This window comes from Mycobacterium botniense (assembly GCF_010723305.1).
Lineage (GTDB): Bacteria > Actinomycetota > Actinomycetes > Mycobacteriales > Mycobacteriaceae > Mycobacterium > Mycobacterium botniense.
In genome coordinates, this window is the sequence record NZ_BLKW01000002.1 from 18,394 (window position 1) to 30,356 (window position 11,963).

At 65.9% G+C, this 11,963-nt stretch carries 19 protein-coding genes and 1 pseudogene; 1 reads left to right on the top strand and 19 read right to left on the bottom strand.

What is annotated here, in order from left to right; translation table 11 throughout:
- Window positions 1-14 precede the first annotated feature (14 nt).
- From G6N08_RS00285 to G6N08_RS00310, 6 genes are all read right to left on the bottom strand, one after another.
- Window positions 15-1,565 carry a terminase large subunit domain-containing protein gene (locus tag G6N08_RS00285; RefSeq protein WP_163753189.1) on the bottom strand — a complete coding sequence of 517 codons (1,551 nt, stop codon included), beginning with the start codon at window positions 1,563-1,565 and terminating at the stop codon, window positions 15-17.
- Window positions 1,456-2,055: a sigma factor-like helix-turn-helix DNA-binding protein gene (locus G6N08_RS00290; protein ID WP_163753192.1), complete on the bottom strand. Its 600-nt coding sequence runs from the start codon at window positions 2,053-2,055 to the stop codon at window positions 1,456-1,458. The genes G6N08_RS00285 and G6N08_RS00290 overlap by 110 nt, the downstream gene beginning before the upstream one ends.
- The gene (locus G6N08_RS00295) at window positions 2,052-2,264 is read right to left on the bottom strand and encodes a hypothetical protein (protein ID WP_163753142.1); all 213 of its coding nucleotides are present in this window, start codon (window positions 2,262-2,264) and stop codon (window positions 2,052-2,054) included. Before G6N08_RS00295 ends, G6N08_RS00290 begins: the two co-directional genes overlap by 4 nt.
- Window positions 2,265-2,387: 123 nt before the next feature.
- Window positions 2,388-2,708 (bottom strand): hypothetical protein, encoded by a 321-nt coding sequence (locus G6N08_RS00300; protein WP_163753194.1) that lies wholly within the window; start codon window positions 2,706-2,708, stop codon window positions 2,388-2,390.
- A 10-nt stretch (window positions 2,709-2,718) separates the two neighbouring features.
- Window positions 2,719-2,988 carry a hypothetical protein gene (locus G6N08_RS00305; protein WP_163753196.1) on the bottom strand — a complete coding sequence of 90 codons (270 nt, stop codon included), beginning with the start codon at window positions 2,986-2,988 and terminating at the stop codon, window positions 2,719-2,721.
- On the bottom strand, window positions 2,985-3,359 hold the full coding sequence (locus G6N08_RS00310; protein WP_163753198.1) for a hypothetical protein: 375 nt from the start codon (window positions 3,357-3,359) through the stop codon (window positions 2,985-2,987). The genes G6N08_RS00305 and G6N08_RS00310 overlap by 4 nt, the downstream gene beginning before the upstream one ends.
- On the opposite strand from G6N08_RS00310, the gene G6N08_RS00315 reads away from it, so the two are divergent.
- Window positions 3,353-3,508 carry a helix-turn-helix transcriptional regulator gene (locus G6N08_RS00315; protein ID WP_163753200.1) on the top strand — a complete coding sequence of 52 codons (156 nt, stop codon included), beginning with the start codon at window positions 3,353-3,355 and terminating at the stop codon, window positions 3,506-3,508. The two genes, G6N08_RS00310 and G6N08_RS00315, sit on opposite strands and share 7 nt — an antisense overlap.
- Before the next feature lie 107 nt (window positions 3,509-3,615).
- Here G6N08_RS00315 and G6N08_RS00320 read toward each other — a convergent pair whose 3' ends face one another.
- From G6N08_RS00320 to G6N08_RS00380, 13 genes and pseudogenes are all read right to left on the bottom strand, one after another.
- Complete coding sequence (locus tag G6N08_RS00320) at window positions 3,616-4,170, bottom strand: hypothetical protein (RefSeq protein WP_071700197.1); 555 nt, start codon at window positions 4,168-4,170, stop codon at window positions 3,616-3,618.
- The gene (locus G6N08_RS00325; protein ID WP_071700198.1) at window positions 4,167-4,532 is read right to left on the bottom strand and encodes a hypothetical protein; all 366 of its coding nucleotides are present in this window, start codon (window positions 4,530-4,532) and stop codon (window positions 4,167-4,169) included. The genes G6N08_RS00320 and G6N08_RS00325 overlap by 4 nt, the downstream gene beginning before the upstream one ends.
- Window positions 4,529-4,693: a hypothetical protein gene (locus G6N08_RS00330; protein ID WP_163753202.1), complete on the bottom strand. Its 165-nt coding sequence runs from the start codon at window positions 4,691-4,693 to the stop codon at window positions 4,529-4,531. Before G6N08_RS00330 ends, G6N08_RS00325 begins: the two co-directional genes overlap by 4 nt.
- 260 nt (window positions 4,694-4,953) lie before the next feature.
- Window positions 4,954-5,199: pseudogene (locus tag G6N08_RS20395) on the bottom strand (WhiB family transcriptional regulator); the annotation flags it as partial.
- Window positions 5,196-5,732, bottom strand: coding sequence for a zinc finger domain-containing protein (locus G6N08_RS00340; protein ID WP_163753204.1), 537 nt, complete (start codon window positions 5,730-5,732; stop codon window positions 5,196-5,198). The gene G6N08_RS00340 and the pseudogene G6N08_RS20395, both read right to left, overlap by 4 nt.
- Window positions 5,729-6,634: a hypothetical protein gene (locus tag G6N08_RS00345; RefSeq protein ID WP_163753205.1), complete on the bottom strand. Its 906-nt coding sequence runs from the start codon at window positions 6,632-6,634 to the stop codon at window positions 5,729-5,731. The genes G6N08_RS00340 and G6N08_RS00345 overlap by 4 nt, the downstream gene beginning before the upstream one ends.
- Before the next feature lie 247 nt (window positions 6,635-6,881).
- Window positions 6,882-7,949: a recombination directionality factor gene (locus G6N08_RS00350; RefSeq protein ID WP_163753206.1), complete on the bottom strand. Its 1,068-nt coding sequence runs from the start codon at window positions 7,947-7,949 to the stop codon at window positions 6,882-6,884.
- A complete protein-coding gene (locus tag G6N08_RS00355) occupies window positions 7,946-8,854 on the bottom strand; it encodes a PD-(D/E)XK nuclease family protein (RefSeq protein WP_163753207.1) in 909 nt (302 codons plus the stop codon). The genes G6N08_RS00350 and G6N08_RS00355 overlap by 4 nt, the downstream gene beginning before the upstream one ends.
- 394 nt (window positions 8,855-9,248) lie before the next feature.
- Complete coding sequence (locus tag G6N08_RS00360) at window positions 9,249-9,572, bottom strand: DUF732 domain-containing protein (protein ID WP_163753208.1); 324 nt, start codon at window positions 9,570-9,572, stop codon at window positions 9,249-9,251.
- On the bottom strand, window positions 9,569-9,787 hold the full coding sequence (locus G6N08_RS00365; RefSeq protein ID WP_163753209.1) for a hypothetical protein: 219 nt from the start codon (window positions 9,785-9,787) through the stop codon (window positions 9,569-9,571). The genes G6N08_RS00360 and G6N08_RS00365 overlap by 4 nt, the downstream gene beginning before the upstream one ends.
- Before the next feature lie 301 nt (window positions 9,788-10,088).
- Window positions 10,089-10,325, bottom strand: coding sequence for a hypothetical protein (locus G6N08_RS00370; RefSeq protein WP_163753211.1), 237 nt, complete (start codon window positions 10,323-10,325; stop codon window positions 10,089-10,091).
- Window positions 10,326-10,767: 442 nt separating this feature from the next.
- The gene (locus G6N08_RS00375) at window positions 10,768-11,046 is read right to left on the bottom strand and encodes a helix-turn-helix domain-containing protein (RefSeq protein WP_218033321.1); all 279 of its coding nucleotides are present in this window, start codon (window positions 11,044-11,046) and stop codon (window positions 10,768-10,770) included.
- Window positions 11,043-11,891: a phage antirepressor KilAC domain-containing protein gene (locus tag G6N08_RS00380; RefSeq protein WP_163753214.1), complete on the bottom strand. Its 849-nt coding sequence runs from the start codon at window positions 11,889-11,891 to the stop codon at window positions 11,043-11,045. Before G6N08_RS00380 ends, G6N08_RS00375 begins: the two co-directional genes overlap by 4 nt.
- Window positions 11,892-11,963: the final 72 nt, after the last annotated feature.

Sequence of the window (11,963 nt, forward strand, 5' to 3'; positions counted from 1 at the left end):
CCTCCTTTAAAGCCTTAGAAACGCGCGCTCATCGCATCGAACTCGCGTTCCAACACGTCCTGCGACGACTTCGGCTCCTGCCGTTCCATCAACGGAGACGGAGCCCGCTTCGGCGGCTTTGCGAAGGCCAGCAGTCCCCAATGTGCGAGGGTCACGGCCATCAGCTGCACGATGGAGCCGCCTGGCGGCTTGTCCCACGCGAAGCGATTGCCCGGCAGGTCGCGTTTGACCGCCGAAATGACCGAATCGGTCAGGATCTGCTGCCCCGAATGGCTGATCTGCTTCGACAACACGGCCTCGAGGAAGCCCTCACATGCGAGCGCGAGATCGGTGGTGTTGGTCATCACCGGGTCAATGCCGACGCGCTCGAGGTATGGCTTGACGATCGCGGCCGGCGAGCGTTGATCGATCACCAGCGCCACCGGGTCGGCCTCGGTGACGATCTGGACTAGCTTCTCGACGACCTCGGTAACCGACGCCGTCTGATTGTAGCCGATCTCGACGTGTGCGTGGCCGGCCGCGGTGTACTGCGCTCCACCGATCGACCACACCTTGGTGTCCGGTGCGCGGTCGACCGCGATCACCTGCGGCGCCGGGCCAGCCAGCCGCGCCGCGGTGTCGGCCAGGTCGTTCCACACGTCTGGCGAGATGGGCGGCGGCAGTGTGTCGGCCAGCGTCGGCCAATCGCCGATGCCAAGGCGCTCGACCGCGAAGATCTTCGGCGTGTGGAGCATCGCCTGGTACTCGTCCTCGATGTACTCAAGCGTGATCCGGTAGCCGACGCCGGGGTTTGAGCGGCACCGCTCACGAACGCTCGTCGGGTCGGCGCCCTCTTCGCAGCTCCACTCCATGTAGGCCAGGCGTGGGCTGACACCATCCAGGGCGCGTTTGCGGACGCCGGCGAAAACGTGGCCGTTGTCGTGCACCAGCTGGTCGACCGCGCTGCCTGCGTACCACAGTTGCGGATTGCGCCGCGAGGCCAATGTCGGCATCAGTGCGCCGATCGCCTCGGGCTTGATGATCATCGCCTCGTCGAGGATGACCGTGTCGCCGGTGAGGCCGCGGCCGCTGACCTTCGTGCGCGAGGAGAACATCATCCGCGGCGCGTAGGGGTCGTGGACATCCTTGCCGAGCACGAAGCCTTCTTCGCCGTGCGAACGCTTCGGCGTGTACGGCTCGCCCGACTCCTTGAGTAGCCGCTCGACGCGCCGCATGATCTGCACGACGGTCTTGAACTCATGCGCGCTGTAGACGACCAGCTCTTCGCCCCACAGCAGCAGGCCGGCGACCATCCGGATCTCGATAACTGCCGACTTGCCGTTCTGCCTGGGAACGGTCAGACCGACCTCGAAGGCCGCCCACTTGCCGTCCAGGGTTTCACCGAGCGCGTTGTGAAGTACTAGCTGCTGCCAGGGGTCGAGTGGTTGACCGAGATACTCGGCCAGCTCGATCGCTTCAGCTGCTGCGCTCGTCGGCGCCGGCGGCGCCACCAGGATCCGCGGCTCCTGGTCCCCCACCAGCAGCGGCGCGTTGGAGGCGTTCAGCACGTTTGCGGGCAAGGTCATCCCTCTTCGAGCTCGGTGCGGGCGGCTTGAGCTCGGCCAGTTGCGCGATGACGCCGACGAACTGGCGACTCAGCGCGGCCAACACCCGTTGTGACTTGCAGGCGTCCATCTCTCGCGCGAGCCGGTCGCGCAACGCTTCGAGCGCCTTGGCCTCGTCGCCGCCGGCCAGACTGGACGCGATCGCGGACTCGCCAGAGTCGGCGGGCTTCGGCGTGGTCAGGATGCTCAGACAGATCTGCGCCGAGCGGTGATCGCCGCGCAGCGCCGCCGGGTAGTGCGCCCGGAACAGCGCCTCGGTCCTCTCGGCGAAGACGGCGGTCTCAGCGTTGGCCAGCAGCTCGCGTCGGCGCGCTGCGGCGCCGGCCATCGCCTTCTGGACGGCTTTCTCGACTGCGGCCTCGGTCATCTCCAGCCGGTCGGAGATCTGCCGATAGGTCGCGCCGGCGATGAACATCTCCAGCGCGCGGGATTGACGCTCCGCGCGGTTCACTGCTCACTCCCCGCCGCGAACGACACTGGTTCGCCGTTGAGCTCTGGTAGCACGCCGGTGTGCTCCTGGAAGCGGCGCAGCACCACGTCGGCGTAGCGCGGGTCCAGCTCCACGCACAGCGCCCGGGCGCCGCGGCGTGGGTTGCGCGTGAACGTTTGAAGCTTCGAAACTGGCAGCCGATCGGCCTGACCTGCTAATTTCTGGCTCATGCCGCGCCCTCGGTGCAAAAAATCGCCACGGAGGGGGGAAATGGCGAGGGGCAAGCGGTCGACTCGAGGGGCCCCCCTCGAACATTTGTGCGGGAGGGGTCCATCGGTTCGAACGGGCGTGCGCTAGGGCCAGGCCATGACCCGATGGCCGAGGTCGACTGCCTCTCGCTTCGGCCGCTTGCCGGTGAGCGCCGGCCGAAGGTGGTCGCGGCTGCCGTCTGCGCGTTCGCTGTTGCAGTGTGCGTGTAGCAGCCGGTCGGCGATGGTGCCGCCTGCTGAGCGGGGCAGGCTGTGGTCGCCGGCGAGTCCTTGGCTGAGGTACATCGGTTCGCCGCACCACCAGCATGGTGTGCCGTCGACGTGGTCGCGTTTGAGTCGTGCGACTTGTTGTTTGTGCCGGTATCCGAGTCCCCGTTGCGTGGTTGTGCGCTTGTGGGGTGCCATTGGTCAACGTTCAACAGGGTTGCTCGGCTGCGGTCGGGTCTGGTGACACGTGGATGGTTAGTGATCCGTCGTCGTTGCGGGTGACGGTGGTGCTGATGGGTAGCCGTTGGTGGTTGTCGAGGGCTTGGGCCATGTGTTCAGCGAGTTTCATGCCGTCGTCGATGGTGTAGATGCGTGCGCCTGCTGCGGATCCTGTCGGCAGCTGGTGCATGCCGGCCATTTGTTGGAGGCGGTCGCGTAGCTGGCGTATCTGCTCGGTTGTGAGGGCTGGACTGCTCATTTGTGTGGGCATTCGGGTTTGATCTGCGTGATGGAGCGGATGGCCAGTTGCGGCAGGTGGGCTAGCATGTCGTGGTTGACGGTGAGGGACAGTAGGCGCTTGCCGCAGTGTTGGCAGTGTAGGTGGGCGATCTTGTAGCCGTCGGCGTCTGCTGCTTTGGGGTCGTCTTTGTGGGTGATGGTGTAGCCGCGGCGTTCGAGTGTGTGTTGCGTGGCTTCGGCGAGGTCGGTGGCTAGTCGGCGGATCCGGCCGCGGGTTTCGGTCGACTGGTTGAACTGGCTGAAGTGCATGAGCCGCCGTGGGCGGCCGTCTGGGTGTGGGAGGTTGTGCCAGGATTCGGCGAGGAGTTTGGTTACGTCGGGGCGTGGCATGGTTTGCGTGGCCTTTCGCCTGGTCAACTGAGGAGGCGTTCGGGCTTACCGACGGGTTCTGGATCAACATGCAGGCTCAGTACGACCTGGACATGGCGCGGATCCAGCTCGGCGACGAGCTGGAGCACGTCCACAAGGTGGGTATCTGACGCGAAAGGCCAGCTCGTTGGTTGGGTTGGCCTTGGTGCAGGCATAGGTCGTCCGCCTGCAATCTGGGTCTAAGGGTAGATCACATCGGTGTGATTCGGCAAGCAAGTTACGCGGTTTTGTCTGCGCGTGTCTCCTCGATGAGCGTGTAGACGTCGGCCAGCCAGTACATGGGCTCGTCGCTGTCGCTTTGCCGCTCTGGTAGGCGGACGCCGCTGCGGGTTTGGTAGCTGCGTGGCTTGAGCCAGCCGCGTTTGCACCAGGAGTAGAACGTTGAGCGCGGCAGGTGCTCCCCTAGCTGCTCGAGCGCGCCGGGCAGCTCGCTTACGCGGCTGCCGATGATCTGGACTGCGGACAACGGCTCGTACAGGAGGTGGTTGCGTAGCAGCTCAACGAGGTGATCGACGCTGTGGAGGGTTTTGCAGGCGGGGCAGCGGACTTCGGTGGCGTCGCGTGGCGCGACAAGCTGCGTGGCGCACGCCTTGCGCCGGCCGACCAGGTGCGGGCACGGGCCGAGGAATCGGGGCGGTTTCGGCCGGTTGATGCGGCGCTCGATGTCGTCGATGAGGCGCTTGATGTCGCGGTAGCATTGGCCGGCGTCCTCGTGTCCGGCGATTTTCTCGACGTTGCGCGCTAGGAGCATCGCCATTTGCGCAGCGGTCATAGCTGGTCGTCCTCGTCAGGCATGGCCAGGGTCTCAACAGCCAAGTTTACGGCTTGAACCCATCGGGCGAGGGTGGCGTGCGCGTCGTCGAGCAGTTCTGACGGGCTGCCGCGCCAATCGCCGTGCGGCCCAAGATGGACCGGGACCGGGCCATTGCGGTCGCTGCCACGCCGCGCGGATGCGCCGAGCCGTGTTCGGCCGTAGGCGGCGTCCGCGAGGTATTCCAGCCAGCCGGCGGCCCGGCGCCCGCTGGGCAGTTGCTGCCCCTGGGCGAGGCCGCGCAGCAGATCGCGCAGTTCGTCGGTGCAGGGCTGGCACAGGAACAGCTGCGCCCGCCGGCCGCACTTCTGGCAATCGCTCACTCGCCGTCGTCCTCGGCGTCGAACATCGCCTTCAGCCCGGCGATCGCGCGGTCCCAATCGAACTCGATCTCGCCGCGCTGGGCGCGCTCACGCGCGGCCTTGGCCGAGTTCTTGCGCGCGTTCGCTAGCTGCTCACGACTGGAGCGCATGGAGTAGCTCATGAGCTGTCTTCTCTCTCCCAGGGTCGCGTCAGCTCAGGTGTGGTGTGTGCCGGCGTATGCGGCGCGGTGTACCCAGTGGTTTGTCATGCCGCGCCCCCGATGCTGTGATGCGGGTTTTTGGTGTCTGGTTTGGCCGTGGGGCGAGTTTTGTTGCGGGGCGGCATATTTGGGTGCGGCCGGGGTGTTTCGTCACGGGTTTCGTCACGGCCGAATGCGCCGGGCCGCCACCCGCCGTGCCGGCCGGGCGCGATCCGGCGCGCGCGGCGGTGCATGGGACGGCGTTCGCGCTCGCTCAGGCCGCCCCACACACCGAACCGCTCGCCGTTGGCCAGCGCGTAGTCGAGGCATTCGGCGCGCACATCGCAGCGCCGGCAGATCTTCTTGGCGTCGCGGACGGAGCCGCCTTTGTCGGGGAAGAAGATCTCGGGGTCGGTTTCGGTGCACAGCGCGTCCAGCATCCAGCGCTGCTCGTCAAGATGGATGATCAAGCCGGCGATCGTGGTCATTGAGCGGCCATCGCTTTCTGCGCGGCGTCGACACGGGATGGGTGGGCGGTTTTGCGGATGTCGGCGCGCTTGACGCCGGGCACGCCGCCGATGGTGCAGGGCCGGCTCGCGTCGGCGCCGCAGAACGGGCATCGCACCGACAGCGGGTTGATCCCTGTGCGCGGCCGGTCAGGGCGGCCGGTCGACGGCTCGGCGGGCCACGATTGCCCGAGCTTGTCGATGGCGGCTTTGCGTTCGGCTTTGGCCTCGAGTTCGATCCGCCGCGGGCTGTCGAGGGGTTCGCGGTCGAGCTGGTCGCGGCGGATGGCACGGGCGATGCCGCTCAGGTCTGCGGGTTGCAGCATCCTGTCGCGCGGCTCGCGGTGGTACTCGGTCACCGCGGCGAGCAGGTCGTCGCGGTCGGCATCCGGCGCGTAGCGGCCGAAGTGCTCGAGCCACGCGGCCACCAGCATGCTGGACGTTTTCGGGGTGTGCTGGGTGTCGTACGCGGCGGCTTTGGTGAGCGCGTCGAGGATGTCGTCGCTGGTGATCATGGCAGCTCCCGTTGTTGTCGCTGTCGTAGCTGGTGTTTGAGGGCCTCGTTTTCGGCGGCGCGCAGGTCGGCGCCTTGCAGCCGGTGACCGTTGACAGCCGGCGACGCGCGGCTGGCTTTGATCACGTCGGACAGCACGGTGGCCAGGTACTCGGGGCGCGTGCAGTCGGGTCTGGTGTCCCAGGCGGTGAGCGCCTGGCGGATCACGGTGTCGGGGTGGCCGTCGCGGGCCAGCTGCTCCACCTGCACCGCCAGCCGCTCGATCGTGCGGCGCGGATAGCCGGCGTGGCCGAGGGTCTGGCGGACGACGGTCTTGGCGGCGGCGGAGGGGTGTCGCTTCGGCGGACGGGTGCCGGTTTCGACGACGACGACATTGGCGGCGGCCGGGTCGGCGCTCTGGTGGGTTACCTCGGTAGGTGAGTCGTCGTCGTCTTCCCCTGTTCCCCTGTTCCCCTGTTCCCCTGTTCCAGCGCCGATTTTGCGCGGAGTATCCGGCGCAGAATCGGCGCAAATCGGCGCAGAATCGGCGCAACTGTAAATGCGCTGGTCAGGCACCGCATCAGGGTCGTCCGGGGCAGGGTGCTTGAAGCGTTCGCTTCGACGTTCTAACTTTTGGTGTTTCTCCCAGGACGGGATGGCGTAATAGTGCCGTCCGCGCACCGTGTAGAAGACGACACCGAAGGCGCGCGCACAATCGGCGCAAAATCGGCGCAAATCCTGCGCAGAAAATCCGTCCTCATCTGCGAACGCAAAACCGAGGAGCCCGTTGAGGTTGGTTTCACCGATTCCGCGGTCGTCCGCCCAGCACCACAACGCCTGATAGAAGATGCGCACCGGAAAATCGACCGAAGCGGTGTCGGGTGAGCGGAAGAACTCGGGTTTGAGAGAACGGATACGTGGCATCACAACTCCTAGCTGATCTGGTATTCCGGGCGGTCGCACCGCATGCAGTCGTCGCCTTGGTGGTTGCCGCTCACCGCAGCTCCCCGCAGCGTTCGACGTGGACGATCCGGTCGAGCGGGTCACTGCCCTGCCACGGATGGCGGCAATCCTCGCCGGGTGCGGCTTTGCAGATCCCGCACGAGCGGGTAAGAGCGTCCGCGACACGCGGATCGCTGTGGTCACGCAACCAATCGAGCCCCACCGCTAATCAGCCCTCTTGCCGCGAAGCGTTCTCGTCATCCCCTGACTCGACGAGAACGTCGATGAGGACGCTTGCCTCAGCTTTGGTGAGTTCTTTGTTCGACGCGACTGTCCGGCCGACGATGCTGTGGACCCACGCGAACCAGTCGACACGACCTTCGTCAGTGTCTGGATAGCCGTGTTTTTGCCGCAGGATTGAGAGTTTCTGCAACTGCGGTTTCGTCACCGCGTCGCCGGCGGTGTCGGCTTCTTCGACCGTGCGCGGTTCCAGCCCTGTTGGTGGGATTGGCTGCTGCGAGCGCGTCTTGCGTTCCCGGCGGCGGTTGACCTGTTCAGCGACGCTCTGCCGCTGCTTCTGCTCTTTCGGCACCGGCGTCAAAGCAGGCGCCGCCGCCTGGGCAGGCTCGACTGCGATCGTCCCCGCGTCCAGCGCCGCCGCACCCGAGAGCAACTGGGCCGGCGACACCTCGATATCGAGAACCGGCACGGCGAACCGGCGTGTCCCGGAATCTGGCCGCATAGCCATGCGCTGCTGCAACAGCAGGCGGGCCGGCAGCATCTTGCCGCACCCGGCCGCCAAGCGGATCACCTCTACCGCGCCTTGCAGTTCGACCGCGGCGTAGTAGCCCTGGGTGTCCAGTCGCCACACGCCCAGACCTGGCATGTCGGCGAGCATCACAGACAGGCGGGTATGGATCGCGCATTCCCGGTTTTCCGGGTCGCACACGCAGGGGCCGTCGCTGATCGACTCTGTGACGCCGTTGCAGCGGCGCCGACACCCGCCGGCCGACCACAGCTCATAGGATTGCGTGAAGCACATATCCGACGGCGGCACAACAACATTCAACGATTGCGCATCGGTGACGACCTGCCACTGTTTACCCGCTGGAGCGTCCCACGGCTCCACGCTGCCGCCGTACAAGGCGGCCGCCTGTTCGATGCGCCGCCGATCCGGTGATGTCAGCCGGAACGATTCCAGCCGGGCAGGTCTCGTCTTGCCGTTCGACGATTGGACTTGCTGGCCGATGCGGATGCGACCGACCTCGGCCAGCCGCCGCTGCAAATCAATGATCATGACAGTGGGTCTCCCATCACGGTTTTGCTGGTCTCCTGAACCCACCGGAACGCTTCCAGCGTGTACAGGAACGCCCGGTACGCCTCTTGGCCGCAGTCGAGCGGATAGGACTCGCACGACTCAGGAGTGATGTGGATGACGAGACCCGAGTCGACCTCGGGAACCGGGACGGCCAGATCCCGCTCAGCCGGGCTGAGCACGTAGTAGCGGCGCCTGAACTTCTCGAATCGGCGTGGCCGCCACACCGCGGCGAATTCGGCGTACCGGTAGGCCGCCAGTTGCAGGCCGACCTGCTCGGGATACGGTGTGCGGCGCAACCCTTTCGAGTCGTAGGCGTTCCGTGTGGTTTTGTAGTCGGCGATGAACCGTACGCCGTCGATGGTGAGGAACGCGTCTGCGGTGCCGGCGTAACCGTAGCTGGGGTTATACACGCACACTTCGGTCGCCTGGTATGACGGCGAGAATCGCTGCAGCCAGTCGTCGAACCGGTTAAGCATCACGCCTACCAGGTTCAGCTCGGTATCCATCTCGACCTGTGGTCCACCCAAGCCGCCCACAAGCTCGGCGGCGAACTCCCGACTGGGCTTCTCCCCGGTCAGCGCGTACGACTCGCACACCTTGTGCACGACGGTGCCCAGGTCGGTATCAGACAGCGCGGTCTTGGGTTTGCGGAACCTGGCGTCCCGCAACCATTTCACAGTCTCGTCGCGGCCCTGTTCTTCCAGCATCGCCTGCCACGTGGCGGCGCTGTCTATCGCGGCATTCGCGGTCTGCTCAGCAGCCCAATACAATAAGGCTGGTTTGTCGAGCACACCGATGATCGTGGTAACCGACCACAACGTGAGATCGTTGTTGTCCGGACGGTCGATATCGAGGGCAGCTAAGCCCAATTCAGCCGTCGTCATGGGAACCCCTCATACCAGTCTCCCCTTTTTCCGTTATTTCCATTGCGGCAGTGTTGAGCGTTTGCCGTGCCTGCCGTGCCAGACCAAGCCCCGCCTCGCCCGGCCGTGCCATGCCTAGCCACACCTGCGTTGCCCTTGCCTGCCCGAGCGCGAACGCGTCGCGCCGTCAAGCTCCACGACGGGCACCGCCGAACCCACGGAAACGGCGCTGCTCCCCATCACGGTCTTACTGGTCCGCTCTTGCGTTGTGGCGCCGCACCAGTGATCTCGTAGGGCTGTCCCGCCGCCGGACACTGGTCGCGGCCAACCGAATCCCGGTGATAGGCGATGTTGCCGCGCACGGTTGGCCACACCCGGCGCAGACACACCGGGCACACACCCACACTCTGGCGTCTCACACCACTCGCCTCCCCTGCTGCTGCGGCGCGTAGGTGTCGACGAACCGCTGCAGCAACGGCAAATGCCGCGGACACCGCGAACTCACCGCCCACACAACGACTCTCGCCGTGTCAGCGACCGTGAACCCCGAATCGCGCTGCACAGCCTGCAGCACGCCTTCCACACCGGGCAGGGTCGGGTAGGTGTCGAGTGTCGAGCACACCGCCGGCGCCACCACCGCCGCATAGTTGGTGGCCGGGTCGGCGTGCGCCGGCGCTGCCGCCATCCCAGCGGCCGCGGCCGCGGCCAGCACTCCCACCAGCGCCGAGCGGGCGATCATCGTGTCACCGCCAGCATTTCGTGGCGGCAGATCACCCCGATCGTCGCCGCCAGCCGCTCACCGTCCGGCAAACGGTCCAGCGCGGTGAACACCCGCTCGGCCAGCTCGTCGAGCAGCGCCATGTCGCCGTCATCGGGCCGCAGGAGCGGCCCCACCCGCACCAGCGGCAGACCAGACCACCGCAGTGTCTGCTGTATCAGCTTGCCAACATTCATCGCTAGCACTCCTTTTCGTTGCCTCGCCTGCCTCGCCATGCCCCGCCGTGCCGCGCCTCGCCATGCCGCGCCGCGCCGTGCCAGACCGCGCCTGCCTCGCCATGCCCTGCCGTGCCACGCCAAGCCGAGCCGTGCCATGCCTGCCGTGCCACGCCATGCCTGCCGTGCCGCAGCCGCGTTGTCAACCGGCATCGCCGATGCTCATCACCAGCACTCCTTTGCGATGTGTTCGGTCGGTGTTGCAGCGCGGGCGGTTTCGGTGGCCTGCCGGGCCGATGTGTCAGCGTCGCCATATCAACCCCTAGCTGGATTCGGGCTGGTCTGCGATGTCTGTGAGCCTCCGGGCCAGCGACCGGCAGTAGAACGGCGCCGGGCAGTCGCGGTGCTGCGCCCACTCGGTGAGCTGGATAGCGGCCGCACGAAGCACTTTCGACGCGTCCGGTGCGGCCACACGCCGGACGTAGCTAGACGTGTCCGCGTCGATCGGGAACAGCCGACGCAGCCACGAATCGGCTAGGTCGGTGAGTAGTCGCCTCACTGCTGCACCGCCTCTTTCCCGTTGCGCCGGCACCATTCCCGCCACCGAGCACAACGGCGGCAACCACGGCGACGGCACCTGTCGCGGCCGCAGCGGCACCATTGGTCGATCAAACGGTCAAGCGTGCTCATAGAGCCTCCGTTCTGCGAGCTGGCGTTGCGCGTGCTTCACCTGCTGGCTTTTCGCAAACTCTTGGAACTCCGCTGTGTCGCGAAAACCGAAAACAACAGCCAGGATTCGGCAGTCAGCGGTTGTGACCGCCAACCGATCCAACGGCGAAACACGCGCAGTCACCGCTCATCCCCGTCCACCCATGACGCGCGCAACGCGTGATTGACATGCGAGCAGGACGGGTGCGGTGCGGGTAGCTCACAGCGGAACCGCTCACCAAGAACCGTCAACACAGCACGGCAACGTCGCAGCGCTGGGATCGTTTCAGTCATTACGAAGCCCTCCTGTTCAGCCGTCGACGCGACGTCGGCGTGAACGACAACTGCCTGGACGGCCGCTCAACCCGCACAGCGGTGTTGCGGTGCTTGGTGATCAGGTCGTCCACGTCGTCTTGCGTCATGCGCCACGTGTGACCGACCTTGTAACCGCCGATCAGGCCGCGCCGCAGCCTTCGCTGCAACCAGCGCTCCGAGTCCTTCCACTCTGGCGGCAACACCATCGCCGCCACCTCGGCAAGCGAATACGTCCTCAGGGGTGGTTCATCAATCACCGAGAAACCCCCAGCCCAACCCTCTCAGCGATCTCAAGTGCGAATTCCTGCCGCTCATACAAGGTTTGGCGGACCTGGCCGTTGTGGTGGCGTGGTGCGTCATGTTGTGGGCGCAGATCGAACCAATCCACGTAACGCGCATACGGCCGGTACTCGTACTCCTCGACCACCCTCTGATGCGTTTTTGACCACCGGCGGCCAATGCTGACTCGGTAGATCAGCTTGTGGTCCAGCAATGTTTGGAAGGCCTGCCCCTGCGTCAATCCGAACTGGGCTCCCCACACCCGCACCAGTGCGGCGTCGTCGTTGGAGACGTAGCGTTCGTGGTAGGCGATCGCCGGCGCGGCCGACTCCAGCGCCGCGGCCATAGCTTCGCGTTCGGCTTCAGCCTCAAGAACCATTCGAGCCAGATCAGCCCGCGTCAGCATTGCCGCGACATGGCGCGGGTCAACATCGCGGGCGGCCTGCTCGGTGTTAATCAGGTAGTCGCGGACTTTCCGGGCGACCTCCGAACCACGCAGCAGCATGCCGATCCGCAACACCGCCCGCCGCGGGTAAAGCGTAAAGCTGCTGGCAGATGAGGTGACCTTCATGTTGAAGGTCTCCTCGAACTCTGCGCGGCCAATGACCTTTAAGCCGTCGTCGTCCAGTTCGTCGCGGTTGCGCAGGACAACGGTCTGGATGGTCTTGGCGGGAACCTCGTAGAACGCGGCCACCATGTCGGTGGTGACGTGCATGTCGTCGGGCAGAGTGCGCAGCACGCCAACCTTGTCCAGCACATCCGTGCGGGATGCGAGCCTGTCCCGGTCGGCGCGCGCCGACGCAGCCGTCAAATCAACAGTCACCGAGACACCCCCAGCAGGAACACGATCAGCAGCCCGTACGGTGCGACCGCGGCCAACGTCCACCAGCAGTCG

Coding starts and splice junctions, on each gene's coding strand:
- G6N08_RS00285 (WP_163753189.1), bottom strand. CDS start 1,565: ATGACCTTGCCCGCAAACGTGCTGAACGCCTCCAACGCGCCGCTGCTG.
- G6N08_RS00295 (WP_163753142.1), bottom strand. CDS start 2,264: ATGAGCCAGAAATTAGCAGGTCAGGCCGATCGGCTGCCAGTTTCGAAG.
- G6N08_RS00300 (WP_163753194.1), bottom strand. CDS start 2,708: ATGGCACCCCACAAGCGCACAACCACGCAACGGGGACTCGGATACCGG.
- G6N08_RS00305 (WP_163753196.1), bottom strand. CDS start 2,988: ATGAGCAGTCCAGCCCTCACAACCGAGCAGATACGCCAGCTACGCGAC.
- G6N08_RS00310 (WP_163753198.1), bottom strand. CDS start 3,359: ATGCCACGCCCCGACGTAACCAAACTCCTCGCCGAATCCTGGCACAAC.
- G6N08_RS00320 (WP_071700197.1), bottom strand. CDS start 4,170: ATGACCGCTGCGCAAATGGCGATGCTCCTAGCGCGCAACGTCGAGAAA.
- G6N08_RS00330 (WP_163753202.1), bottom strand. CDS start 4,693: ATGAGCTACTCCATGCGCTCCAGTCGTGAGCAGCTAGCGAACGCGCGC.
- G6N08_RS00340 (WP_163753204.1), bottom strand. CDS start 5,732: ATGATCACCAGCGACGACATCCTCGACGCGCTCACCAAAGCCGCCGCG.
- G6N08_RS00345 (WP_163753205.1), bottom strand. CDS start 6,634: ATGCCACGTATCCGTTCTCTCAAACCCGAGTTCTTCCGCTCACCCGAC.
- G6N08_RS00350 (WP_163753206.1), bottom strand. CDS start 7,949: ATGATCATTGATTTGCAGCGGCGGCTGGCCGAGGTCGGTCGCATCCGC.
- G6N08_RS00355 (WP_163753207.1), bottom strand. CDS start 8,854: ATGACGACGGCTGAATTGGGCTTAGCTGCCCTCGATATCGACCGTCCG.
- G6N08_RS00360 (WP_163753208.1), bottom strand. CDS start 9,572: ATGATCGCCCGCTCGGCGCTGGTGGGAGTGCTGGCCGCGGCCGCGGCC.
- G6N08_RS00365 (WP_163753209.1), bottom strand. CDS start 9,787: ATGAATGTTGGCAAGCTGATACAGCAGACACTGCGGTGGTCTGGTCTG.